The 26,054-nt window shown below is 42.6% G+C and carries 21 protein-coding genes; 12 read left to right on the plus strand and 9 right to left on the minus strand.

The genetic code is table 11. From position 1 onward, the window contains the following. Positions 1-398: 398 nt before the first annotated feature. Positions 399-3,329, plus strand: a complete 2,931-nt coding sequence (locus tag QSH61_RS09145; protein ID WP_206472908.1) for a TonB-dependent receptor domain-containing protein — start codon at positions 399-401, stop codon at positions 3,327-3,329. A 462-nt stretch (positions 3,330-3,791) separates the two neighbouring features. On the opposite strand, the gene QSH61_RS09150 is transcribed toward QSH61_RS09145, so the two are convergent. The 7 genes from QSH61_RS09150 to QSH61_RS09180 all read right to left on the minus strand — a co-directional run bounded on the left by QSH61_RS09150 (position 3,792) and on the right by QSH61_RS09180 (position 12,913). Then, positions 3,792-4,040 carry a hypothetical protein gene (locus QSH61_RS09150; protein WP_010604723.1) on the minus strand — a complete coding sequence of 83 codons (249 nt, stop codon included), beginning with the start codon at positions 4,038-4,040 and terminating at the stop codon, positions 3,792-3,794. Positions 4,041-4,052: 12 nt separating this feature from the next. Then, positions 4,053-4,877 carry a CsiV family protein gene (locus QSH61_RS09155; protein ID WP_174168892.1) on the minus strand — a complete coding sequence of 275 codons (825 nt, stop codon included), beginning with the start codon at positions 4,875-4,877 and terminating at the stop codon, positions 4,053-4,055. Beyond that, positions 4,874-8,347, minus strand: a complete 3,474-nt coding sequence (mfd, locus tag QSH61_RS09160) for a transcription-repair coupling factor (protein ID WP_206472909.1) — start codon at positions 8,345-8,347, stop codon at positions 4,874-4,876. Before mfd ends, QSH61_RS09155 begins: the two co-directional genes overlap by 4 nt. 16 nt (positions 8,348-8,363) lie before the next feature. Continuing rightward, positions 8,364-9,254, minus strand: coding sequence for a carbon-nitrogen hydrolase (locus tag QSH61_RS09165; protein ID WP_206472910.1), 891 nt, complete (start codon positions 9,252-9,254; stop codon positions 8,364-8,366). A 5-nt stretch (positions 9,255-9,259) separates the two neighbouring features. Beyond that, the gene (locus QSH61_RS09170; RefSeq protein WP_206472911.1) at positions 9,260-10,297 is read right to left on the minus strand and encodes an agmatine deiminase family protein; all 1,038 of its coding nucleotides are present in this window, start codon (positions 10,295-10,297) and stop codon (positions 9,260-9,262) included. A gap of 114 nt (positions 10,298-10,411) precedes the next feature. After that, complete coding sequence (locus QSH61_RS09175; protein WP_010372743.1) at positions 10,412-10,978, minus strand: hypothetical protein; 567 nt, start codon at positions 10,976-10,978, stop codon at positions 10,412-10,414. A 66-nt stretch (positions 10,979-11,044) separates the two neighbouring features. Next, complete coding sequence (locus tag QSH61_RS09180; RefSeq protein WP_206472912.1) at positions 11,045-12,913, minus strand: methyl-accepting chemotaxis protein; 1,869 nt, start codon at positions 12,911-12,913, stop codon at positions 11,045-11,047. A gap of 165 nt (positions 12,914-13,078) precedes the next feature. Here QSH61_RS09180 and QSH61_RS09185 point away from each other — a divergent pair, with 165 nt between their 5' ends. Next, a complete protein-coding gene (locus tag QSH61_RS09185) occupies positions 13,079-14,038 on the plus strand; it encodes a DUF4382 domain-containing protein (protein WP_206472913.1) in 960 nt (319 codons plus the stop codon). Between the two features lie 54 nt (positions 14,039-14,092). On the opposite strand, the gene ald is transcribed toward QSH61_RS09185, so the two are convergent. Continuing rightward, entirely contained in the window at positions 14,093-15,214 is a 1,122-nt protein-coding gene (gene ald, locus QSH61_RS09190; RefSeq protein WP_102056785.1) for an alanine dehydrogenase, read from the minus strand. Positions 15,215-15,353: 139 nt separating this feature from the next. Between ald and lrp the strand changes: the two genes are divergently transcribed. From lrp to rmf, 7 genes are all read left to right on the plus strand, one after another. Then, positions 15,354-15,833 (plus strand): leucine-responsive transcriptional regulator Lrp, encoded by a 480-nt coding sequence (gene lrp / locus QSH61_RS09195; RefSeq protein ID WP_095726862.1) that lies wholly within the window; start codon positions 15,354-15,356, stop codon positions 15,831-15,833. Between the two features lie 114 nt (positions 15,834-15,947). Then, positions 15,948-18,557 carry a DNA translocase FtsK gene (locus tag QSH61_RS09200; protein ID WP_206472922.1) on the plus strand — a complete coding sequence of 870 codons (2,610 nt, stop codon included), beginning with the start codon at positions 15,948-15,950 and terminating at the stop codon, positions 18,555-18,557. After that, positions 18,557-19,195 (plus strand): outer membrane lipoprotein periplasmic chaperone LolA, encoded by a 639-nt coding sequence (gene lolA / locus QSH61_RS09205; protein WP_010604731.1) that lies wholly within the window; start codon positions 18,557-18,559, stop codon positions 19,193-19,195. Before QSH61_RS09200 ends, lolA begins: the two co-directional genes overlap by 1 nt. After that, positions 19,188-20,528: a replication-associated recombination protein A gene (locus QSH61_RS09210; RefSeq protein WP_206472923.1), complete on the plus strand. Its 1,341-nt coding sequence runs from the start codon at positions 19,188-19,190 to the stop codon at positions 20,526-20,528. The genes lolA and QSH61_RS09210 overlap by 8 nt, the downstream gene beginning before the upstream one ends. A gap of 2 nt (positions 20,529-20,530) precedes the next feature. Continuing rightward, the gene (gene crcB / locus QSH61_RS09215) at positions 20,531-20,911 is read left to right on the plus strand and encodes a fluoride efflux transporter CrcB (RefSeq protein ID WP_010604733.1); all 381 of its coding nucleotides are present in this window, start codon (positions 20,531-20,533) and stop codon (positions 20,909-20,911) included. A 7-nt stretch (positions 20,912-20,918) separates the two neighbouring features. Then, entirely contained in the window at positions 20,919-22,214 is a 1,296-nt protein-coding gene (gene serS / locus QSH61_RS09220) for a serine--tRNA ligase (protein WP_045988497.1), read from the plus strand. A 488-nt stretch (positions 22,215-22,702) separates the two neighbouring features. Then, positions 22,703-22,873 carry a ribosome modulation factor gene (gene rmf / locus QSH61_RS09225; RefSeq protein WP_010372771.1) on the plus strand — a complete coding sequence of 57 codons (171 nt, stop codon included), beginning with the start codon at positions 22,703-22,705 and terminating at the stop codon, positions 22,871-22,873. 78 nt (positions 22,874-22,951) lie between these two features. Here the strand turns inward: rmf and fabA are convergent, their stop codons facing one another. Beyond that, positions 22,952-23,467, minus strand: coding sequence for a 3-hydroxyacyl-[acyl-carrier-protein] dehydratase FabA (gene fabA, locus QSH61_RS09230; RefSeq protein ID WP_174168883.1), 516 nt, complete (start codon positions 23,465-23,467; stop codon positions 22,952-22,954). 240 nt (positions 23,468-23,707) lie between these two features. On the opposite strand from fabA, the gene QSH61_RS09235 reads away from it, so the two are divergent. Genes QSH61_RS09235 through QSH61_RS09245 form a run of 3 tightly spaced genes read left to right on the plus strand, consistent with a single transcriptional unit; the run spans position 23,708 to position 25,810 of the window. After that, positions 23,708-24,562: a 6-carboxytetrahydropterin synthase gene (locus tag QSH61_RS09235; RefSeq protein ID WP_206472924.1), complete on the plus strand. Its 855-nt coding sequence runs from the start codon at positions 23,708-23,710 to the stop codon at positions 24,560-24,562. Beyond that, the gene (locus tag QSH61_RS09240; protein WP_206472925.1) at positions 24,555-25,379 is read left to right on the plus strand and encodes a M23 family metallopeptidase; all 825 of its coding nucleotides are present in this window, start codon (positions 24,555-24,557) and stop codon (positions 25,377-25,379) included. Before QSH61_RS09235 ends, QSH61_RS09240 begins: the two co-directional genes overlap by 8 nt. Continuing rightward, positions 25,376-25,810 (plus strand): acyl-CoA thioesterase, encoded by a 435-nt coding sequence (locus QSH61_RS09245; protein WP_010372783.1) that lies wholly within the window; start codon positions 25,376-25,378, stop codon positions 25,808-25,810. The genes QSH61_RS09240 and QSH61_RS09245 overlap by 4 nt, the downstream gene beginning before the upstream one ends. The last annotated feature ends 244 nt before the right edge of the window (positions 25,811-26,054 follow it).

Raw genomic sequence — 26,054 nt, forward strand, 5'->3', positions numbered from 1 at the left:
GATTCGTTCCTTCAAATTGAGCGAAAGTTTATTAGATATTATCTGCATTTCTACATTCTAACTCTTTGTATATAAAAGATAATTGGAATAGAGCTTAAGGAGCAACTGCTAATTATTTTGCAAAAAAATATTAAAAAGATCCCATTACAATAATTGTACTTCGTATTTATTTCTTTACAATTACTAGAGTGGGTGGGATGACTAAAATGGTATTTTTTCAACTAATTAACAATGGATGCGGGTTAGCTCTGTGTAGTAAAAGTGTAAAAATAAATTTGTACACTTTTTGGGGATAATGGAAATTGCGTTTAGTTGTATTTGCTTTTTTTTAAATTAAGTTAATCTGATCGCGAGACTAATTTTGTCTCAAAGAAAAAGTATAATTAGGGAAAGTCTATATGAAAAAAAGCAAACTGAGTAATGCTATTCACTCTGCATTAGCCATCTCATTGACAGGTATCATTGCATCAACAGCGATTGCAGAAGAAGTTGCTTCAGATGAATCACTTGATAAAGTTGAAAAGATTCAGATTACAGGTTCACGTATTGCCCGTTTTGAGTTGAGTCAACCAGCGCCCATTATTTCAATAACTGGTGAGGAAATTGAACAAGCGGGTATTCCAGACCTAGCTTCTGTACTTGCAGAATTACCTGCGATTGGTGCGACCGGAACAATTCGAGCCAACTCAAATAGTAACGGTTCTGCAGGTATGAGTACTGTAGATTTGAGAAGGCTTGGAGTAGCCAGAACCCTTGTGCTCGTTAATGGTAAGAGACATGTTTCGGGTGAAGCCGGTTCTTCTACAGTTGACCTATCGACTATACCTTCCGCATTGATTAAAACAGTTGAAGTGACAACTGGTGGTGCGTCAGCAGTTTATGGTTCTGATGCGGTATCAGGTGTTGTTAACATTATCTTGAAGAAAGATTTTGAAGGTCTAGAGCTAAGCGCTAGTTACAGCGACTCAACAGAGGGCGTGGGTAGTAAAAATAGTGCATATAGCTTAGTTGGTGGTGTGAATTCAGAGGACGGCAAAGGGAATGTAACCTTTTTCGTAACAAAAGACACTATAGAAGAAGTTATGACAAAAGATATGCCAAACTTCAATCTTGGTGGTCATATGCCAAATCCTGAAAATACTGGTGAAGATGACGGGATCTTTGATGAGCTTTGGGTTCCAAACGTTGTGTCGGAGTATGTTAGCCCTAATGGTGTATTGAGAGGTGGCGGTATTAACTACACATTCTCGAATGACGGCATTGGTGAGTTCATGCCAACTCGAGGCTTATTCGCCAATAGTGCGTTTGCAAGCTTCCCTGATGGTTGTAAATATTGTTTCTCTCCTGAAGACTATGTGAACTATCTTCCTCAGCGTGACAAAGTTTCAACAGGGGCGTTGTTTAACTATGCCTTTAACGATAATGTAGAGCTTTATGGTGATTTCAAGTACGTTCGCTCTGATATCGCTCAACAATTCCAGCCAAGTTTTCGATTTGGCCAAAATAGAATCAAAGTGGCAGATAACCCTTATTTATCTGCTGCAGATAAGAAAGTATTTGCAGATCGTGGACTAGAAGAAGTTCAAATTAATAAATTTCTAGACGAAATTGGTAACCGTTCGGCTAAAAACAAACGAGAAACGTTTACGCTTATGTCTGGGTTACGTGGTGCCTTTACTCTGAGTGACACAATATTTGATTACGATGTGTATTATTCATACGGCCGCACTGAAAATGACCGAATTACTGAAAATGATTTAATTTTGGGGAATTGGGCGGCAGCAATCGATGCGGTGATCGATCCGAATACGGGTAAAGCAGACTGCCGTAGCAATGTTTCTGAAGCTCAGCCGGAAGGTTACCAGAGTCCAGAGACAGTAAATATTGGCGGATGTGTACCTTACAATCCATTTGGATTTGGCCAAGCCTCAGCTGAAGCTATGGATTGGATCACAGCCGATGTTACCAGAAGCGATGCTGTGAAACAGCGTTTCGTGGGTGGTTCTGCATCGTTTGATACCGCTGAGTTTTTTGAATTACAAGGTGGTGCAGTTGGATTTGCGTTTGGTTATGAAAAGCGTTGGGAGTCGTCAGAGACTATCACCGATGAATTAACTCGTTCAAATGTATTATCAAATTCTGCTACACCAAATGTATATGGCGAGTATAATGTATCAGAATGGTTCGTCGAGACACGCCTACCAATTTTGGCTGATGTATTTTTAGCCCATGAACTTTCTGTTGATGCAGCGTTCAGAAGAGCAGATTACTCACATACCGGTGAGGCTGATGCTTGGAAAGTTGGTTTTATGTGGTCTCCATTAGAAGGCTATAGCTTACGTGGTACTTTCGGCGAAGCGGTTAGAGCACCAAACATTGCAGAGTCGTTCTCTCCACGATCACCAGGTTTTGGTCGAGTTACCGATCCATGTGACGTCGATAATATTTCCGATAACCCAAACCGTATCAAGAACTGTGCGGCATTAGGGATCCCGGCTAATTTCCAAGCTGAAGATAATGTATCAAAAGAGACGCTTACAGGCGGTAACCCAAATCTTAACCCAGAAGAAGCTGAGTCGTTAACTTTAGGCTTTGTATTCACGCCAATTGAGGGGCTGTCGGCGAGTATTGATTACTTTGATATCGAGATCACAGACGCAATTCAATCGCTAACAATACAAACCGTAGCGGATAACTGTGTAGATGGTCCTGATCTAGATTCTGTCTTCTGCGGACAAGTAACTCGCGATCCGGCTACTATGTCAATTACGCGTGTTGAGTCTGGCTATTTAAATACAGCTAAACTAAAAGTTAAAGGTGTTGAAGCTGATATTCATTATAATACAGATCTGACATCTATTGGACTTCCTGGTGATCTGAAATTAAAGTGGTTTGTTAGCCATTTGATCGAAAGAAATACATTCCAATTCCAAAACCGCCCTGAGCTTGTAAAACGCGAACATGGCGAGCTTGGTGATCCAGAATGGCAAAGCACGTTCAGAGCAACTTATGCTCAAGATAACTGGTCTGCAACATGGTATGCAAGATTTATTGATCGCTCAGCTTTGATTGATTTAGAAGATACACTGACTGAATCAGGAGAAGAAAGAGGCGAGTCGAAAGAAGACCAAGAGCATTCATATACTGGTAGCTTTATAACGCATGACATTTCTGCTAAGTATCGCTTCGACAAAGCTTCAGTAGAGGTTGGGTTTAGAAACGTATTCGACAAAATTCTACCAGATTACGTAGATGGCCGAGGTGCAAACTCTTCACTCTATGATCCTTGGGGTCGTAAAGTGTTTGTGAATTTGAAATATAATTTCTAATCTAAATACGAGAAAAGAGTACTCAAAGTAGTACTCTTTTTTCATAAACTTTCACTTATACCAATTTGCTTAATTAAGTGATATTTGCCGATAATACTACTGATACATCCAGCTACTCTCCAAGGTACCTAAATCCATCTAGGGAAGCCAAAAGCTTTTCTATTTAGTTGTTCTAAATAAGCAGTTCTTAACGCAGTTAGCGTCAGATTCGCTCCTACAGATTGAGTAAGTATTAAGACAAATCGTTATTAAACTTGCCTACATGTGTGCTCTTTATTCCACTTTACTCTGGTGGTTTTGTTGCGAAGCGAATTTGAAGGAATACCTTTCGCTTTTCCTAAATTGTGATTTTGATTAGTACTATATGAAATTTACACGATTTTTTAGGTTTAGCTTAAGTTGTTTCTCGGAACTCAACACTAGAGTGCTCTATCACATAAACGATAAAGCACTGAGTTGTGGTTAGTTTAACCCTTTCTTTGAATAAAGGGTGACTTTGTCAGAAAGTAGCGTTACTTTAATATGCTTGTCTTCGCTTCCCCAAATACAATTGGTATGTAGTGTTTTCTCTTCACAGTTATCAGCAGAGCCAAGAATACTCTCAACTTCAGCTTTGTCCATGCCCACTTCTATTTTGTTGTAGTTTTCTAAACTTACTTTAGAACAGCCGACTAGGGTAAGTAGCGCAGCAGCAGTTAGTAATTTTTTCATAGGGTTGCCCGTCTAATGTTTGTATTTTCTTATTTGAAAGATGACCCCAAGTTTAGGGTGATCTAAGTAATGTATGTCGCCGCTATACACGCGCGTATATTGAGACATACGAGCAGTACGAATATCGTTACCGTCTTCGTACTTTAAATCTAAATCTGTGGTTACGTAAAGGTAATGTCTCACGTGAATTTTAATCAAGCCTTCAAGCTGCCAATGCACATGCTCTTTCGATTCTTCGATATTAAAACGCTTCGATAGTGACGAAAACTGATCGTCATTTTCTATTACGCTATAACTGGATGGCGATGCAAACTGTTTGCCAGCAATAATCTCGATATTAGGAGCACGCTTATTACTTTGTTCTGGGAATCGCCAACCAGTGTGCAACAGTGGCTTGAGCCCTTTACGTTTTAGCTCTGCAATCTTGTTGGAAAAATTAAGCTGGGACTCATCCAACAAGTAGATAGAGTCCATGTGTTCTTGTGGATCAACTTTTGGTGAAAGAGGCAAAGTGTCGAATTTTTCAACATAGTTTGCATCTGGATCGCAAGAACTAGAGTGCGCGCCCGACGTTAATCCTCGAATAAAATCTTGCTCAGCAAACTGCTCACTGCCTTCCAAGCATAGTTTATAGCCGGTGGTATTAAAACCGTCGAATAATAGTGACTTGATGGTTTTTTGATAGAGCGGTTCAGGTTCAATACTAAAGTCTTCTCGCAAAGAGAAACTAGGCTCTTGCTCAAATGCTATCATTTCTACTTCAAACCAACGGGTGGCATGTGCAGACGCGCTACTGACCAAAGCCGCTAGGATGGCCAGACTTTTTATTGTTTTCATGCTACAGCCTTTTTCTCAAAGTCATCAATCATCGCATTAACCAGTTTTAATCTCTCTTGGCCATTTTTTTCTTCGATCAGGAACTTCAGTTTATTCGCGCCTTCCATTCTATAGGTTGACGGGCTACTTTGTATCAATCCTATGATGAATGTTGGGTTAACTTTTGTATGACTACTGAACTCAAAGAAGCCACCTTTGGGGTTTGCTTCGACCTTGTTAATGCCCAATTGAGTTGCCTTTAGCTTAACAGACTGCACCGCAAAAAGGTTTTTCGCCGCATCTGGAAGCAGTCCAAAACGGTCGATTAATTCGATTTGCAGCTCATCAAGTTCCGCCAGCGACTTAGTGCTTGCGATGCGTTTATACATGCTAAGACGAATATTTACATCATGAATGTAATCGTCCGGTAGCAGTGCTGGGAACTTAAGATCAACCTCACTTTGCTGCTGAAGTAGGTTATCGAGTGTTGGCTCTTTGCCATTTTTTAAGGCTTCAACTGCTTGTTCTAGCATTTCCATATACAGCGTGAAGCCAACGGTTTGAATTTGACCGCTTTGGTCATCTCCCAGTAGCTCACCCGCACCACGGATCTCTAAATCGTGGGTGGCAAGGGCAAAGCCTGCGCCTAAGTCTTCGAGTTGTTCTATGGCTTGTAAGCGCTTGACCGCGTCTTTAGTTAAGGCTTGGCTATTCTTCGTGAGTAGGTATGCGTATGCTTGGTGATGGCTTCGTCCTACACGGCCGCGAAGCTGATGTAATTGTGCCAATCCGAGTTTATCAGCCCTATCCATAATGATGGTATTAGCAGAGGGTATATCGATACCGGTTTCAATAATGGTTGTACATACAAGCACGTTATACTTTTGGTGATAGAATTCACCCATCAAGTGCTCAAGTTCTTTTTCACGCATTTGCCCGTGGGCAGTAGTAACGTTAGCTTCTGGCACGAGTGCCGAGATATCAGCGGTGACCTTATCTATCGTCTCGACGTTATTGTGGAGGAAGTAAACCTGTCCACCGCGCTTTATTTCACGCAGAATTGCTTCGCGAATAAGCTCGTCGTTGCGCTCTCGTACAAAGGTCTTTACCGCTAATCGTTTGGCTGGAGGTGTTGCAATAATAGAGAGATCACGCATACCACTCATCGCCATATTCAGCGTACGCGGGATTGGGGTTGCGGTCAGGGTAAGAATGTCGACATCTGCTCTTAGCTGCTTAATCTTTTCTTTTTGTCTCACACCGAAGCGGTGTTCTTCGTCGACAATCAGCAGACCCAAATCGGCGAACTTGATGTTTTCTTGAATAAGCTTATGGGTGCCTATCACAATATCAATTTTGCCTTCTTCAAGTTTTTGTAACGTCTCTTTTTGTTCTTTCGCTGAGTTAAAGCGCGAAAGCACACCGACTTCAACTGGCAGATCGGCAAAACGGTCTTTAAAGTTCTCAAAGTGTTGTTGGGCAAGTAGCGTAGTTGGCACTAAGACGGCCACTTGTTTGCTATCGTTGACGGCAACAAACGCAGCACGCATGGCCACTTCGGTTTTACCAAAGCCAACATCGCCACAAACAAGTCTGTCCATCGCTAGGCTTGATTGCATGTCCGCAAGTACGGCTGTAATTGCATTGCGTTGATCGTCTGTCTCTTCAAATGGGAAGCTATCGGAAAAGTCTCGATAGGCACTCGCATCTAGCTTAAATGCATAACCCGGTTTACTTTGACGTTTTGCGTATATGTCTAGGAGTTCAGCAGCAACATCTCTGACTTTTTCAGCCGCTTTGCGTTTTGCTTTTTCCCACGCGTCATTACCCAGTTTATGAAGTGGTGCAGAAGCTTCTTCACCTCCTGAGTAACGACTGAGCATATGGAGTGAAGAGACAGGCACATAAAGTTTAGCGTCATTGGCATAGATGATAGTCACAAACTCGGTAGCAATACCCGCTGCATCTATGGTTTCTAGCCCTAAATAGCGCCCTACACCATGATCTAAATGAACAATAGGTTGACCTTCTTTTAACTCAGCGAGGTTTCGGATCAGCGCATCTTGCCCTTGCTCGTATTTATGTTTGCGGCGGCGTTTTTGGGAGATTTTAACACCTAACAGTTCTTGCTCGGTGATGATAGACAGCGATTTTTTATCCAGTAGTTTCACACTGGTAGCGAGTGGAGTGACGACCACACCAACATCTGAGTCGCTAGATACAAATTCTGCAATGCGCTTATAAGGCTTAAGCTTTAGCCCTGTTGGTTTTAATAAGGTAAGCAGTGACTCTCGTCGGCCCTCTGATTCAACACTGAATAACACGCGAGACTTTTGTTTTTTCTCAGCAGCGATGTAATCGAGGATTTTTTGATATGGATTAGCTTGTTTATGCTCAATGCGAACATCGTCGATTAATTCAGCTGCGACATTGCTATTGCCCGCTTTGGTCCCCAGCATCGCTTGACTAAGCTTTATTCGAGAGAAGCCGTTAAGGCCTTCAAACAAGGTCTCTATTGGCTGATATAGCTTGGCTGGTGAAAGTAGCGGACGAAGTGGGTCAACCCGGCGACTTTCGTAGCGTTTAGATACGTCTTGCCAAAAGGTTTGCGCCGCAGATTCAATGTCGCCAAAAGGCATAAATACGGTATCTTCAGGCAAATAGTCAAACACCGTCGCTAACGAATCGAAAAAGAGCGGCAAATAATACTCTATACCAGCAGGCCAGTTTCCTTTACTAACCTGCATATAGATGCTGTCTTTTTCACTACTTGCGCCAAACGCTTCGCGGTAATTAATTCTAAAGCGTTCAATGTCTTCTGCATTGGTTGGGAATTCGTGCGCCGGTAATAAATCGATAGCATCAATCTCATCATTTGAGCGTTGGCTTTCGATATCAAAATGACGAATTGAGTCTAACTCATCATCAAAGAAATCTAGTCTAAAGGGGAGTGGGCTACCCATGGGGTATAAATCGATAATGGAGCCTCGAACAGCAAACTCACCATGTTCCATTACCTGCTGAACATGACGATAACCCGCTTGAGTTAAGGTATCACGCAAGCTTTGTGCGTCTACTGTGTCACCTTTTTTTACCTGAAGACTCATGCCGTGGATAAAGCTAGGTGGTGCGGTACGTAGCATAAGGGTTGAAACAGGAATGATGAGTACGGATTGCTTTTCCTGTTTGAGTGTATTTAGCGTCGCAAGACGCTGAGAAATAATATCTTGATGTGGTGAAAAGTGATCATAGGGTAATGTTTCCCAGTCAGGAAACATCATGACTGGCGTATCTTTTAAAAGATACGCCAGTTCATGCTCAAGGCGAAGTGCAGAGGGGGTGTCGGGAGTGACGAGTACAACTAAGTTGTCATGTTGTTGGATGTGCTCACTCAAACACAGTGATAAGCTACTGCCAACCAAATTACCCCACGAAATTTTATCCTTGTTTGATTTTACCCAAGGTAAATTGTTCCATTGCACATTCGCCATTGATTACTCCTATTTATTAATCGCGATAAATTTTGCAAAGATCCTGATAGTGATCGATTCGTCTGTCTCTTAAATACGGCCAGATGCGACGAACAGATTCACTGCGTGCAAGATCAACATCAACAACCGAGATTTCCTCAGCTGCTTCAGATGCATGCAATAACATTTCGCCTTGTGGACCGGTAACGAAAGAATTGCCCCAGAATTGAATACCTTCACTTTGACCTGAAGGGTCTGATTCATGGCCAACACGGTTAACGCTGATCACAGGTACTCCGTTCGACACTGCATGTGCACGCTGTGCAATTATCCAAGCATCTCGTTGACGGATTTGCTCTGCTTTGTCATCGCGAGGATCCCAGCCGATTGCAGTTGGGTAGATTAAAAACTCAGCGCCCGCCATTGCCATCAGACGCGCGCCTTCTGGGAACCATTGATCCCAACACACCAGTACGCCTAATTTGCCAACAGAAGTCTGAATTGGAGTAAAGCCCATGTCGCCAGGTGTGAAGTAAAACTTTTCATAAAAGCCAGGGTCATCAGGAATATGCATTTTACGGTATTTGCCGGCAATCGTACCGTCAGACTCAAGTACAACAGCGGTGTTGTGATAAAGCCCTGTTGCACGCTTTTCAAATAACGACGCAACGATGACAACATTAAGCTCTTTTGCAAGTGCGCCTAGTGAGTCTGTGCTTGGGCCTGGAATGGTTTCCGCTAAGTCGAAGAGAGCGGTGTCTTCAGTCTGGCAAAAATACAAGCTGCGGTGCAATTCTTGTAGCACGATAAGCTTAGCACCCTGACTAGCGGCTTTTCGGATACCGTCACAGGTTTTCGCAAAGTTATTTACGAGATCTGTAGAGTTACTATGTTGAACAATACCAACTTTGATGTTTTTTTCAGTCATGGTACTTACCTTAAAAAACCTTTTGGTAACTGCATCGTAATACAGTGCAGGCTACCGAATTGATGGATGATTGGTAGGCAGTTAACGCCAATTACCGTTCTTTCTGGGTGGGCAAGAGAGACTTTGTCCAGTGCTTCTTGATCTTTGTCGTCGCCATAGATAGGTACTAACACCGTTTTATTCAAGATCAGATAGTTTGCATAGGTTGCAGGTAATCTCTCACCCTCGTTATCAAACTTAGCACTAGGCCAAGGTAAACTAATTAAACGGTATGGATCGCCATTTGGGGTGCGGAATGTGCGTAGCTGCTGTTCCATTTTATTGAGGGCATCATAGTGCTCGTCTAATTTGTCATCGCACTTAACATATACCAAGGTGTTATCCGGTGCAAAACGCACTAAAGTGTCGATATGACTGTCAGTATCATCACCGGCTAAGTATCCATGATCTACCCACAAGAATGACTCAGCACCCAACTCTTTTTGCAACAATAGTTCTAATTCGGTTTTACTTAGATGTGGATTGCGATTTGGGTTCAACAGACACTCTGAAGTGGTCAATAAGACATTAGACTCGTTAATCTCAATACCGCCGCCTTCAAGTACCACGTTGACCTGTTCAAAGGTACAGTTTGGGTTGAGGACCTGTTTGGCAAGCTGCTGATTGATCTTATTGTCTAAATCCGCAGCAAACTTGTTACCCCAACCTGTAAAGGTGAAATCTTTGATACATAGATTTCCTGTACTTGTTTGCGTCGTAAGTGGACCGTGGTCACGGGCCCATGTGTCATTACAAGGCGTAACAACAAAGTGACTCTTAGCTAAGCTAACCTCAGCTGTGCTGAGTAAGTTTTCGATATGCTGTTTTAGCGCTTCATTATGCGCCACGATAACGACTTCTTGAACTTGGGTAATATGTTGGCAAAGTGCAACGTACACAGGTTCAACGTCACTGAGAATGTCGCTCCAATCGGTATCAGAATGCGGCCAAGTAAGCATGATTGCATCTTGTGGTGCCCATTCTGGGAGTAAAGTAAAACTCATTAAATCATCACCATATAATAATAAGCCTATAGTTTATCATTAACCTCAGGTGTGTCAGTAAGTTTTATGAAGATAATTGAGCATTTAAAGAAGGCACCTAATGCGTTAAATGCCTTATTGGTCTTTTTGCTGCTTTAGCTTAAGTTGTCTGGTCTGGGCGTGTAAGCTCGCCCGTACGAGTAACTCTTGATCCGCTTCTCTAATAGCGGTAAAGGCGAGAGTGAATTTACCATCTTGCTTGGCAATGACTTCTGAGTAGCAAAAGATAGCACTGGCTTCATTGCGCAAAAATATTTTAGTTCGCAATGATTGTCCGACCTCATAATCTGCTTCTAACGTTGCGGTCAGGCCGCCACCGCCGTAGCTGTCACAAAATAGATGACTGTCGTCAGGTTCTTCAGTTGCGAGAATGTGGCTGATAATTAAATCAATCTTACGTGATTGCGCCTGCAAATAAGCTGCTAACTCATTGGCAATATCACCCAGATTACGAAGTGGTCGCAGGGCATTAAGATCTAACTCATTAATTTCGTTCGCGAGCTTAAATAGCGGCGGAATTGCAGCTTCTAATTGATATTCGTTCTCTGGAACCATATTGTCATCAACCGGATAGAGGTTGATCTGAACCTGTTCAGCTATCTGAAAATACTGTTCAAATAATTCCTGCAAATTCGCTTTCATGTTTTATCTCTTGGCATCGCGCCGCTTTACAACTGTCTCTATAGTAACGGTTTAGTTTACCGATAATCAAACCTTGAATTGCTCTAGTAGTTGTTCTTGGGTTGTTATCTTTTCTACTTGAGACTGCATGGTGGCATCAACGCTCTTAGCTTCGCTATACACCGACTCGGAAATACCACGAATTGATGAGCTACTACTATTCACGTTATTTACAATGTCATTTTGCTCATTCAGCATATCAGCAATACGAGAGTTCAAATCGACAATGTGGCGAATGGCGCTGCGCATATCTTCAAGCGCGGCTTTGGTTTGGTCTGCCTTTTCAACCGTTTTATCGACATAATGTTGGCTTTGCTTCATTACAGTGACCGCGCTTTCTGAACCCGACTGCAGTTGACTTATCATTCCACGGATTTCAGTTGTGGCTTCTTGTGTTCTTTGTGCAAGCGATCTTACTTCGTCTGCAACGACGGCAAAGCCGCGACCAGACTCACCAGCCCTTGCGGCTTCAATGGCTGCATTGAGCGCTAGGAGGTTAGTTTGCTCGGCGATACTGTTGATAACAGATAGTATTTGTTCAATAGCCGTAGACGAGCTTTCTAACTCAGTAACTACGGTCATTGCCGAACTGATTTGATTAGATAGCTCTTGAATTGTTTCCGTTGTTTCTGCAACGATTGTTTCTCCTTGGCGAGCAACTTGATCGGTGGTTTTAATTGCTTCAGCGGCTTCATGGGCAGATTGTGTTACTTGATGCTCAGTTGCAGACATGTGTGTTGTTGCTTCATCAAGGACTTTGATACTCGCTAATTGCTCTTGAATGGAAAGTTTGGCTTTATTTGCGACCTTAGATGTTTGTTGAGCATCGTTTAATACCTCATGGCCTAAACCTTGAATATTCGCTATCAAAGACTGTAAGCTGCTGGTAAAGGCATTAAAATTTTGTGCCAGTGCTGCAAATTCGGGTTCATGCTCGGTATTTAATCGTACGGTTAAGTCTGCATTACCGCGTGCGATAGCAGCCATGGCGGTGTTGATTTCATCAAGTGGCTTTAATAATAAACTAATCACAAAAGAAAGTAGCACAGTCGCGAGTGCCACAGAAATAAAGGCAAATATGACTGCATCTCTTTGCAGTCGTGAAAGTGCAGCAAAAACGGTGTCTTCATCCAGCATCACCCCTAAATACCAATCTAAGCCTTCGACCTCTTTAAACTGCACTAATTTGTCTTCGCCGTTAACTTCAACGTATTGGATATTTTCTGAAATACTTATGTCACCGAGAAATGCACGAGAAGACTTACCATTTAGTTTTACATCAGGGTGTGAGATAGTCGACCCGTCTTTACTCACCATAAAGGCAAAGCCTGCGCCTAGCAGGTTAAACGAGTTAATCATTTCGCCGAGTTTTGCCAAACTAACGTCGTAAAAAATAGCGCCGTTAAATTGGCCTTGTTTAAACACAGGTGTACCAATTGATACCACGATTTCGTTACTTACCGCATCAGCGTAAGGTGCTGTGATAATGAGCTTTCGTGCAGTTTTTGCGTCGGTATACCAAGGCCGCTTTCTCGGATCCCAGTTTGCACCTGGGTTCCATTTTGGATCGCTAGCGACATACTTTCCTGTTTGCTCTTCGCCATAACCTATTAGTAGGAAGGAGGTTGTGAGCTGTGGCTGAGAGAGAATAGGGAAGGCCGCGTCTAAGGTGTCAGTGGAAGCTACGAGGTTGGTAGCAAGAGCGGCGAGATCGGTTGCTCCTTTCATTTGCGCAGTGACAGTATTACCAATTCCCTGAATTATTTCATTCACACTTTGTTCGGCTTGCGCTTTGATTGCTGATTGCACCGAAATATATTGAATAACAGATAAGATCAGTAATGCTGCAAGCAGCACAAGCGCAGAGACGGATACGACTTTGTGTTTAAACTTCACGGCCACACTCCAATAAGTTTGATACATTAAACTTATGACATTTAATAAGAAAATGCCAAACCTTCTGCACTGCATTTGAAGGTATTTCAAATTATTGCGTTTATATTAATTATTTATTCATGGCGCAATTCCTATTCTTTAAGACTTAGAAGAGGAGAAAACATCATGTACAAACCAGTTTTAACAGCGATTGCCTCGGCAATGATACTCGCTGCATGCGGTGGCGGTTCAGGTTCTGACTCAAACGACAACAACACCTCACAACCAACTCAAAAAACCACCGTAAGTGTTGGTGTTTCAGATGCTGCTGTGAATAATCTTGCAGAGGTAAACCTCGTTATTCAACGGCTGACATTTAGAGCATCAGGAAAAGAAGATGTGACATTTGATACCTTGGATGCGCAGGGTAATCCAATGAAGATCAATCTGCTTGAGTATACGGGTGATGATATCTATTTGGTTGTAAACGACCAAGAGATCGATGCCGGTGATTATGAGTGGATTAGAGCCGATGTTGTAAACGGTGGTGCGGGGTCTAATTTTGATTTAACCTCTAGCGTGCGTTTTTTAGATGGTAGCCAAGCACCGCTAGCCGTAACCCGTAAAGGTAATGATGGTGTGGGTGAAATCCAACTCAATAACTTCTCGTTAAATGAAGGTGAAAACCAAATCGTATTGGAGTTTGACTTAAATAAGGCGCTATTGAAGCGCACAAATGATGACACCGTTTATCTAAAACCAACAGCTGTCCGTTTGGAAAATCTGTTAACCAGTTTCGAGATTGAGGGTATGGTTAGCGAGTCTGTGAAAAATGCATGTATAGCAGATAACGCAGACTTAGCCCCTCTTGTCGGAGAGTACAAACATGTTGTTTATCTTTATAAAACGGATGTTGCAGTGCCAAGCGACATCAGTGATGAAGATTCAGCGCCAGTAGCAACTGCAAACTTAGATGCTGAGAGTGAATATGAGATAGCATTTATTGGTTCTGGAGACTACAAACTAGGGTATTCGTGCTTAGGTCATTTAGATGATGCCGAAACGATAGATGCAGATTTTAGTTTGTATCAAACAAAAGACGTTACGTTGACGCAAGATACCGAAGTGAATTTTGAGACAAACTAACAGCAAACAAAAAGGGCTTCAATTGAAGCCCTTTTTACTACTTAAAATTCAAAATTAAGCATTTTCTAGTGCAGCGCGTGGGTCAACATATTCCATGTTGAAGCCTTCTGCCACTTCTTTACACGTTACTTGACCTTTCAGAACGTTTAGGCCGTCCATAAAGTGTTTGTCATTAAGTAGCGCTTGTTTGTAGCCTAAGTTTGCAAGCTTGATGATGTACGGAAGCGTTGCATTGTTAAGTGCAAACGTTGAAGTACGAGGTACAGCACCTGGCATGTTAGCTACACAGTAGTGAACTACGTCATCAACAATGTATGTTGGATCTGCGTGTGTAGTCGCTTTAGAAGTAGCAATACAGCCGCCTTGGTCGATTGCAACGTCAACAATAGCAGCACCTGGCTTCATCGCTTTGATGTGCTCTGCAGTTACAAGCTTAGGAGCCGCTGCACCTGGAATTAGTACGCCACCGATCACAAGATCTGCTTCTAGTACGTGTTTTTCAAGTGCATCAGCAGTTGAGTAGATAACTTTAGCTTGGCTACCAAACTGTGCATTTAAAGAACGTAGAACATCGATGTTACGGTCAAGAATAGTAACGTCTGCGCCTAGACCTACAGCCATTTGCGCTGCGTTACGACCAACCATACCACCGCCGATCACAACGACTTTAGCTGGTTCAACACCAGGCACGCCACCTAGCAGCATACCACGGCCTTCACGCGACTTTTCAAGCGCTTGAGCACCAGCTTGAATTGACATACGACCAGCAACTTCTGACATTGGCGCTAGCAATGGAAGACCACCACGTGTATCAGTTACCGTTTCGTATGCAATACAGATAGCACCGCTCTTGATTAGATCTTCTGTTTGTGGAAGGTCTGGTGCTAGGTGAAGGTAAGTAAATAGGATTTGGTCTTCACGTAACATGGCGCGCTCAACAGCTTGAGGCTCTTTTACTTTAACAATCATATCAGCAGTAGCAAAAACGTCTGCTGCAGTGTCTAAAACTTTAGCACCAACTTGAACATAATCTTCGTCAGTAAAACCAATGCCGATACCAGCATTTGTTTCAACAACGACTTCGTGACCGTGATTGATTAGTTCACGAACACTCGCAGGAACCATACCTACGCGGTATTCGTGGTTTTTTATCTCTTTAGGTACACCAATAATCATAATATTCGCCTCAAAATAAGAACGGGGTAAAATTTTTGACTATTATATTTACCTATAGCCAGTTTGTCTCACTGTTTTAATATTTTAATGTAGTGATATAATCTGAATTAATGAGTCATTCAGGATAAAAAACTACACTATGTATCAACAACTAGACAGAATCGACAGAAAGATTTTAGTCGAACTTCAAAAAGATGGCAGAATTTCAAACGTAGAATTAGCCAAACGCATAGGATTGAGCGCTACGCCTTGCTTGGAGCGCGTTAAAAAGCTGGAACGAGAAGGATTTATTCGGGGTTATAAAGCCGTAGTCGATCCTGCTAAGCTTGGACAGGGACTTTTGGTGTTTGTTGAAGTTACAGTGAATAAAAACTCGCCTGATGTATTCGATAGATTTAATCAAGCAGTAAAGCAGCATGACGAAATTATTGAATGTCATCTTGTGTCCGGTAGTTTCGACTATCTATTGAAAACACGAGTGACCGACATGTCAGAATATCGAGGAGTATTAGGAGAAATTTTACTTAAGCTGCCAAGTATCAGTGAAAGTCGCACTTTTGTGGTCATGGAAGAAGTAAAAGGAGAAGAAGGAGAAGTAATAAAACCTTGTGCACCTTGAGGTATTTCTTGGTAAGGTGTAAGTATATACAGCAATACTAACGCAAATCACTAATTTGCTGACGTTTTGGGCTTACATAGTCCAGAAAAGAAACAGAAAAAAGGTTTAATTACAATGCGCTTAAATGGTGTGCAACGCCTCTTAGAGACAGGTTTGATTGTAAGCACGGCTGCAGCAATATTTATGTTGTGTGCGTTGATAAGTTTCGACCCAGCAGACCCTGCTTGGACTCAATCCGGTGAGTACGTAAAAGTAAACAATATAACGGGTGCTGCCGGAGCTTGGCTGGCAGACATTATGCTGCTGAGTTTCGGGTGGCTGGCGTTTTTGATCCCAGCGGCGCTGCAGTTTCTTGGTTATCTGCTATTTAAAAAGCCGCATAAGCTACTGCAACTCGATTACACCACGCTAGGTTTACGCCTTATTGGCGCAACATTGTTTATCACCTCTGCGAGTGCAATCAGCAGTATCAACTTTGATGATATCTATAATTTCTCATCTGGTGGGGTAGTAGGGGATGTGGTTGCAGGGGCCATGATGCCCGCCTTTAACTTTACCGGTACTTCTATACTGTTACTATGCTTTTTCTTTGCAGGAATGACGCTACTTACCGGTGTGTCTTGGGTTGAATTTGTTGATTATTTGGGTGAAAAGGTACTCGCCGGCTTTAGATGGTTACGCGATAGACTGACAGCAGAGCGCAATATAGAGCAAACGCAGTCAGTTTCACAGAAACCTGAGGGTGCTGGCACCAAAACGGATAGAGTAGACAGTGAGACACCAATAATAGCTCCCGAGAAAAAAAATGATTATGAGCAGGCTCTCCAGCAGCAAACCGATACTGAAACTGATATTGACTTCGATGTTGAAGAAGAACCTAGTGGACTTGGTAAATTAAAAGATAAATTGTTCCGCAAAACGAACACTGAATCTACACCTCAAACTTCGTCTGCACAGCACACTGATCTACAAGAGAAGAAAGAACCGTCGGTGTTCGATGAGCTAGATGATATCCTTGAGCAAGAAATCAACTTTTCAGCGATAGAGGATGAGCCACTGGATACTGTCGCGGCATTAAATGCCTTGGATGAAGCACCTGTGCACGAAACCAAAGTGGTTTCTCCTGCAAGGCCACTTAAGCCTAAAGCACCTGAAAAGGCGGCCAATGGTTATCAGCCTCCACCAAGCGCAAAAGAGCAATTTGAAGCGCTTCTAGAGGCTCAGCCACCAGCAGAGCCATTGCCTTCATTAGATTTGTTGGATAGGCCGGACAAGGCTAAGAATCCAATTTCGCAAGAAGAGTTAGATCAGGTTTCGCGGTTAGTTGAAACTAAACTATTAGACTTCAATGTCCAAGCACAGGTAGTTGGTGTGTATCCAGGCCCTGTCGTTACGCGCTTTGAGTTAGATCTCGCGCCGGGCATTAAAGTTGCTAAGATCACCGGTCTGGCAAAAGACTTAGCGCGTTCATTATCTGCAGTCTCAGTGCGCGTAGTTGAGGTTATCCCAGGCAAGACGTATGTGGGTTTAGAGTTGCCTAACAAACACCGCGAAATCGTACGTTTGTCCGAAGTGATAGATGCCCCTAAGTTTGAACAAAATCCATCTCCTTTGACTATGGTGCTTGGTAAAGATATCGCAGGCCAGCCGGTTGTTGCTGATTTAGCCAAAATGCCGCACCTGCTGGTGGCCGGTACAACCGGCTCTGGTAAGTCAGTGGGCGTTAATGTCATGATCCTTAGCTTGTTATATAAGTCGCCGCCAGAAGATGTGCGAATGATCATGATAGACCCAAAAATGCTTGAGCTTTCAGTCTACGAAGGTATCCCACATTTATTATGTGAAGTGGTTACTGATATGAAAGAGGCTGCAAACGCGCTACGCTGGTGTGTGGGGGAAATGGAACGCCGTTACAAGCTGATGTCGGCACTCGGTGTCCGTAACCTTAAAGGTTACAATCAAAAGATTAAAGACGCCAAAGAAGCGGGTCATCCAATCTTAGATCCACTCTTTAAAGATACAGACGGTATGGCGGATGAACCACAAGAGCTAGATAAATTACCGAGTATCGTGGTCGTTATAGACGAATTTGCCGACATGATGATGATTGTTGGTAAAAAAGTAGAAGAGTTAATAGCACGTATTGCACAAAAAGCGCGAGCGGCCGGCATACATTTAGTGCTGGCAACACAGCGTCCATCAGTGGATGTCATTACAGGTTTGATCAAAGCGAATATACCAACGCGAATGGCGTTCCAAGTATCAAGTAAGATTGATTCACGTACAATCTTAGACCAGCAAGGTGCAGAAAACCTGTTGGGTATGGGTGACATGCTCTATTTGCCGCCAGGAACGAGTGTTCCGGTTCGTGTACATGGTGCGTTTGTTGACGATCATGAAGTACATGCCGTAGTAAGTGACTGGAAAGCAAGAGGCAAACCAAACTACGTAGAAGAAATTCTATGCGGTGAAGCAACCGAGGATATTTTACTACCAGGCGAAGCACCGGAAGGTGGGGATGAAGAGTCTGACCCACTTTATGATGAAGCCGTTGGGTTTGTTATTGAAACAGGCAAAGTGTCTGTTTCGAGTGTACAACGTAAGTTAAGAGTTGGTTATAACCGTGCCGCTCGATTAGTTGAGCAAATGGAAATGTCGGGAGTGGTAAGTGCTCCTGGTCATAATGGTGCACGAGATGTATTGGTAAAAGGTGGAGCCAATTAATGAAAAAATTTAAGCAAATTGCATTGCTAACGGTACTATCAAACCTCCTTATTCAGCCTGTGTGGGCTGATGAGGCTGCGATGCAAAGTCTAAAAGGAAGACTGGCTGAATTAACCAGCTTTCAAGGTAAGTTTGAGCAAATAGTTAAAGATCAAGAAGGCAATGAGTTGCAAACCGGTGAAGGGGCGATAATCTTAGCGCAGCCACTAAAAATCCGCTGGCAACAAGAGATGCCGGATGACACTTTATTTGTATCAAGCGGAGCAACAACCTATTACTACGATACGTTTGCTGAGCAAGTGACCATCCTAGATACGACTAAACTTATTGATACTACGCCATTTGTGCTACTTACGACACAAGAGGACAGTCAATGGCTGAAGTACAACGTAGCACTTAACGGTCAAGAATATCTGATCACGCCAAAAAATAAAGTAGACTCGCAGGTAGAGCAATTAACACTGCGTTTTGATGACAAAAACGATGGTTTAGCACTATTGAAAGTGAACGATATTTCAGGTCAAGTCTCTACGTTTAGCTTTAAGGAAAGCAAAGTCAATGCGCCAGTAAAAGAGAGTTTGTTTGAGTTTACAATTCCACAAGGAGTGGTCGTAGACGACCAAAGAGGCAGTGACTAGTTTAGGGTTTGATTTTACACCAGATGTACGACCGTTGGCCGCAAGAATGCGGCCAACCTCGTTAGAGCATTATGTTGGGCAGAGTCATATTTTGTCCAAAGGCTCTGTACTTTATCGTGCGATTGAATCTGGACGCTGTCATAGCCTGATCCTTTGGGGGCCACCCGGAGTGGGTAAAACCACCCTTGCTGAGATCATTGCCAACTATGCGGATGCAGAGCTTATCAAGCTTTCCGCTGTCAGTGCAGGAATTAAAGAGGTTCGTGAAGCGGTCGTCGATGCTAAAAACCGATTAGCTCAATTTGGTAGACGTACGCTGTTATTTGTTGATGAAGTACATCGCTTTAACAAGTCCCAGCAAGACGGATTTTTACCTCACATTGAAGATGGCACCTTTATTTTTATTGGCGCGACCACCGAAAACCCTTCTTTTGCACTGAATAACGCGATCTTGTCCCGCGCGCGTGTTTATACCTTACAATCGCTTGTAGAGGACGAACTAGGTCAAGTACTTAAAGACGCGTTGTCACGAGATGAACAGCTGTCGAAATTAGCCATCACCATTGATGACAGTGCACTTGAACTCATTGCCAAAGCCGCTTCGGGAGATGCGAGAAAGGCGCTTAATCTACTGGAGCAGGCGGTTGACTTAAGTTTTGAGCCAAATTCAAACACTCATTTGGTGAATGAACTTGTACTAAAACAAGTGTTGCCCAGCCAATTATCAAGTTATGATAATAAGGGCGACCTATATTATGACCTAATCTCAGCGTTTCATAAGTCAGTTCGTGGCAGCGCACCAGATGCGGCACTTTATTGGTATTGCAAAATACTAGCAGGCGGAGGCGATCCGCTCTATGTAGCAAGGCGATTGCTGGCGATCGCCACGGAAGATATCGGCAATGCAGACCCAAGAGCGATGCAAGTTGCGTTAAATGCTTGGGATATATTTCATCGTGTTGGGCCAAGTGAAGGAGAGCGTGCGATAGCACAGGCAACGCTTTATCTCGCGAGTGCGCCAAAAAGCAATGCGGTCTACATGGCGTTCAGTCAAGCTAAACGTGATGCTGCAAGTGATCCGAATTACCCCGTACCTGAACATCTCAGAAATGCACCGACAAAACTAATGAAAGAGCTCGGTTTTGGCGAAGAATACCGTTATGCACATAATGAACCTGGCGCCTTTGCCGCCGGAGAAAATTACTTTCCAGAAGCCATTCAAGAGCGACAATACTATCATCCGACAGATCGGGGACTTGAGAAACAAATAGCCGACAAGCTCAACTATCTACAGACGCAAAATGCGCAAAGTAGCACCAAGAGGTACAAGTAGCGATGCTAATAAATTATCTCACAATTGCGCTAGGTGGAGCGTTTGGTGCAATGTTACGCTTTTTTATCAGCGATATGTCGATAAAACTCTTAGGTAAGGGATTCCCTTTTGGGACGTTGATCGTTAATATTCTTGGTTCATTATTGATGGGTGTGCTTTACGGTTTAATTGAAAAAGAAGTTATTTCAGTTTCTCCATCTAAAACGTTGATAGGTATTGGCTTTTTAGGTGCGCTGACTACTTTTTCTACATTCTCAATGGATTCCTTGTTGTTACTTCAACAAGGGCAATATGTGAAAATGGCGTTTAACGTCACATTAAACGTGGTGGCGTGTATCTTTATGGCCTGGGTTGGTCTTTGCCTCATCATGCAAAAAGGTTAAAAAAACAATGTTAGATTCTAAATACTTTCGTCAAGACATCGAGGAAGCCGCTGCGCGTTTGAAAAAGCGTGGTTTTGAACTCGATGTTGCTAAGATCACCGAATTAGAAGAAAAGCGCAAAGCGCTACAAACCAAAACTCAGGAATTACAGAGTGAGCGTAACAGTTCCTCCAAAGCGATTGGTCAAGCTAAAGCGAAAGGGGAAGACGTTCAACCTTTACTAGATGCTGTTGCAAACTTGGGCGACCAATTAAGTGCAGCGAAAGAAGAGCAGGATAAAATTCTTGCTGAACTTAATGACTACGCAATGTCGTTGCCAAATCTCCCTGCTGAAGAGGTACCTGCAGGTGCTGATGAGTCTGAGAATGTTGAAATAAGCACTTGGGGTGAGCCAAAGCAATTTGACTTTGAAGTTAAAGATCATGTTGACCTTGGTGAAGCGCTTGATAAGGGTCTCGATTTCGAAACTGGTGTTAAGCTAAGTGGTTCCCGCTTTACAGTGATGCGCGGTGGCGTAGCACGTATGCATAGAGCACTTGTACAACTGATGCTGAATACCCACACGGAGCAAAATGGTTATACAGAAATGTATGTACCATATCTTGTGAATAAAGCGAGCTTGTTTGGCACGGGTCAACTTCCTAAGTTTGCAGAAGATTTATTCCACACAGAAGCATTATCTGAAGACCAAGATGGCTTTAGTTTAATTCCAACTGCAGAAGTACCGTTAACTAACTGCGCTCGCGATGTTATTTATGACGAAAAAGAGCTGCCGATTAAGATGACGGCGCACACGCCTTGTTTTAGAAGCGAAGCAGGTAGCTATGGCCGTGATACGCGCGGACTTATTCGTCAACACCAGTTTGATAAAGTTGAACTTGTCCAACTGGTTAAACCTGAAGATTCCATGGCAGCGCTTGAAGAGTTAACAGGTCATGCTGAGCAAATTTTACAAGCACTTGGTTTACCTTACAGAAAAGTGGTGCTTTGTACTGGAGACATGGGTTTCGGTGCGACGAAAACGTACGATTTGGAAGTTTGGTTACCAGCACAAAATACCTACAGAGAAATCTCTTCTTGTTCAAACATGTGGGATTTCCAAGCGCGCCGTATGCAAGCGCGTTTCCGCCGTAGTGGTGAGAAGAAGCCAGAACTACTTCATACTCTTAATGGTTCTGGTTTAGCGGTAGGTCGTACTCTAGTTGCGATTTTAGAAAACTACCAGCAGGCAGATGGATCAATTATTGTGCCTGATGCACTAAAACCATATATGGGTGGTGTAGAGGTTATTAAAGCAAGCTAAGACAGTACTGCTTAATTGAGCTTTGCTCGATTTAAAAACTCAAGTTATTGAAAAGAGGTTGGATTCGTCCAGCCTCTTTTTATTACTATATTATGAATGTTTTTTTACAGGGAAATATAGAAAAATAAGATCATCAACCAATAATTTACGTCTTGAGTATCTAGGTATCTATATAAAATTAAAATAATTATGCTTTTTGTGGTCAGCTGTACAAGAATTACATTTCTGATCATTGCATGACTCGCTGAGATGTGATTTATTGAAGGTATGGGTTTGGCCAAATCTCATCGGTAAGTAGCACATCTGTATGAAATATGATGTCGCTCGTGTTTAACTTTTCTCAATAAAATCTTTAATTTAAATTGTTAGTACGAATTGTCATTATATCGCAAGTCACTATCTTCGTTTTGAATGACGTTCGCTTAAGTTTGAACTACACAGTATTAGAAACGCTAATGCTGATCGAGAAAAAGGTGAGGATATTACCTATGAAGAGACAGAAAAGAGACCGTTTAGAAAGAGCACATTCACAAGGATTTAAGGCAGGATTAGCCGGTCGGTCGAAAGAAAATTGTCCCTATCAACAAGTAGAACACAGATCAGAATGGTTAGGCGGATGGCGAGAAGCGATGGATAATCGCAACATCTTTAAAACCTGATACCGAATTTTAGGAGAGCAAAGCCCCAGATGGGGCTTTGTGTGTTTTTAAAGCTATAAAACGATAACAGCGAAAAAGTTAAAATGCGCTGGTATCTTGGAAAAGACCTACTTTCAAATCTTTTGCTTCATAAATCACGCGACCATCAACTTCGACGATACCATCCGCTAGACCCATAAATAGCTTACGTTTGATAACGCGCTTCATTTCAATGCGATAAGTCACTTTTTTAGCAGTCGGTAAGATTTGACCCGTAAACTTCACTTCGCCCACACCGAGTGCACGACCAAGACCAGGACCACCAGACCAACCAAGGAAGAAGCCTACCAATTGCCACATCGCATCCAAACCTAAACAACCAGGCATTACTGGATCACCTTTAAAGTGGCAGTCGAAGAACCACAGATCAGGGTTGATGTCGAGTTCAGCAATAATTTGACCTTTACCATGCTCACCACCGTCATCATTAATTTGAACGATGCGATCCATCATCAGCATGTTGTCGCTAGGTAGGCGGCAGTTGCCTTCACCAAACATTTCTCCACGACCACATAAAATAAGTTCTTCTTTTGTATAGCTGTTCTTCGATTCCATAAATCTTCTTCTTAACTTGCAAATTGACGCTACTTTAGCGTACAGATGTACGCTAAACAACTCCGAACAGTTAAAAAGCGTACGGAGACTTGTAAATTTTGCGCTAAAGATATGTCTATTTGATTAAATTTCAAAAAATTGAAGAGATTAAATGCAAATCAGTTCCAATTAGGGGCGATTTATAATGTGAAAATCATTATAATCGGTGATGATTTTTTAGCAGGCTATTTTAGGTGATCTATGATCCTTTTTGTTGACTCTTTGACCGTAATTGATTTTTCGTACCTTTGCCCACGTCGTGGTGCGGTAGGTGAAAGCTGGATCACCGATATTGTGTTGCATGGTGAGCTAAACGAAGAGTCTATGGTGTTAGACTTTGCAAAAGTTAAAAAGCAAATCAAACGTATTATCGACGAAAAGCTGGACCACAAATTAGCGGTACCCAGCGCGCTTGCGTGTAATGCAAAACACAGTGAAGGCCGATTCGAATTTGATATGCAATTTGATGGAAATCACTTAGCCATGAATGCACCGGAAGAAGCGGTGTGTGTAGTGGAAGGGGATGAAATCAATGAAGCCAATGCAATCGCTTACCTTAAGTCTGTTATTATGCCACATATGCCTGAAAACGTGAAAGATTTAGATATAACACTGCGTCCAGAGGCCGCAACTGGCTTCTATTATCACTATAGCCATGGCTTAAAGAAACACGATGGTAACTGTCAACGTATTATTCATGGTCACCGTTCATTGATTGGTGTGAAGCTCAACGATATCAGCATGCCTAGATTACAAAAGCAATGGGCGGATAAATGGCAAGATATTTATCTTGGCAGTGAAGAAGACTTGATTGATCCTAGTTTGCTTCAGTATGTAACCGCTCAAGATGAAGATTATGCATTCGCGTATACCTCGTCGCAGGGATATTTTGAGTTGGCGATCAGCAAATCACGTTGCGATATATTACCTTGCGATACAACAGTTGAATGTATTGCGGACTATCTTGCTGGCCAAATAAAGCTGCAAAACCCACATGATAAGGTTGAAGTAAGAGCGTACGAAGGGGTTGGAAAAGGAGCGATCGCGTATGCTTAAACGTGCAATTGTTATATTGCTAGCGAGCACCACATTATTTGCTGAGGCGCTTGAATTAAAAGGTAATCTGACACAAGGTGGCTTGGTCGTCGGCAAGCTTGAAAATGCAACTGAGATAAAGCTAAACGAAACAGAATTAAAGCACTCTAAAGATGGCTATTTCGTGTTTGGTTTTGGTCGTGATGCTGAACTTAACCACATCTTGAGTTGGCAATCTGATGATGGCCAAAAGCATCGCCAAGCGATAGTGATCACGAAACGAGATTACGATATAGACAAGATCACGGGTGTGGCGAAAAAGTATGTTTCGCCACCTGATTCGGTGCTAAAGCGCATACGTGAAGAAGCACAAGCTGTGTCAAAAGCAAGACAAGGCAATTCGGATTTATTATTCTTTAAAGACCCTGTTTTCAGACCTGCGAAGGGCCGTATTTCAGGTGTTTATGGTAGCCAAAGATATTTTAATGGTGAGCCAAAACGACCACATTTTGGATTGGATATCGCAAATAAAACGGGTGAGCCGGTCTTAGCGCCGGTATCGGGTAAAGTGGTGTTTGCAAATCCAGATCTTTATTACAGTGGCGGCACTTTGATTATCGATCACGGTCACGGCATTACCTCTACGTATATCCACCTTAGTAAACTGGATGTTAAGGTTGGCGATACGGTAAAAACAGGCGATAAAATCGCTGAAATTGGCGCGACGGGCAGGGTAACTGGCCCGCATTTGGATTGGCGCTTTAATTGGTTCGGGGAACGACTCGATCCAGCTCTACTTATGAAAGATACACTAGCGGATAAAGCAGTAAAAAAATGACAGACGAACAAAGACAAGCCATTGTTGAGCAACGCATCAAAAGCTCAATCACACATGTAACAAAGACCGTTTTCCCAGGCCGAACAAACCACCATAACACTTTATTTGGTGGTGACGCACTGGCTTGGATGGACGAAGTTGCCTTTATTGCTGCAACGCGTTTTTGCCGCAAACCTTTGGTGACTATCTCTTCAGACAGAGTTGATTTCAAAGAGGCAATTCCTGCAGGTACTTTCGCAGAATTAGTATCGAAGGTAGTGCATGTTGGTAATACCAGCTTAAAGGTTGATGTTGAAATCTATCTTGAAAGAATGCACAAAGATGATAAACACTTAGCAATTACAGGTAGTTTTACCTTTGTTGCCGTAGATGACAATCATAGGCCAACTCCTGTTGTTTGTGACAAAATGCTAAACGGCTTTGATAGCTAGTTTTTCGCTAAGATTTTGTTTTTAAAATCTCTAAAGCAAATATAGGGCTTAGCCCTATATTTTACCGATCCAAAAGAACACATCATACAAAATTGTAAAATTGCTACTCATCAAGAACCGCTAAAACTCATTTACGATAATTAATCGAGCCATTATTTGTTATTTCTAAGTTGAATCTCTTTCGTTCAGAGGACAAATGAGTCATTTTTTACTCATAATTTTTTGACAGTCAAAAAGCCAAAGA

The organism is Pseudoalteromonas sp. JC3, from assembly GCF_030291895.1.
Classification (GTDB): domain Bacteria; phylum Pseudomonadota; class Gammaproteobacteria; order Enterobacterales; family Alteromonadaceae; genus Pseudoalteromonas.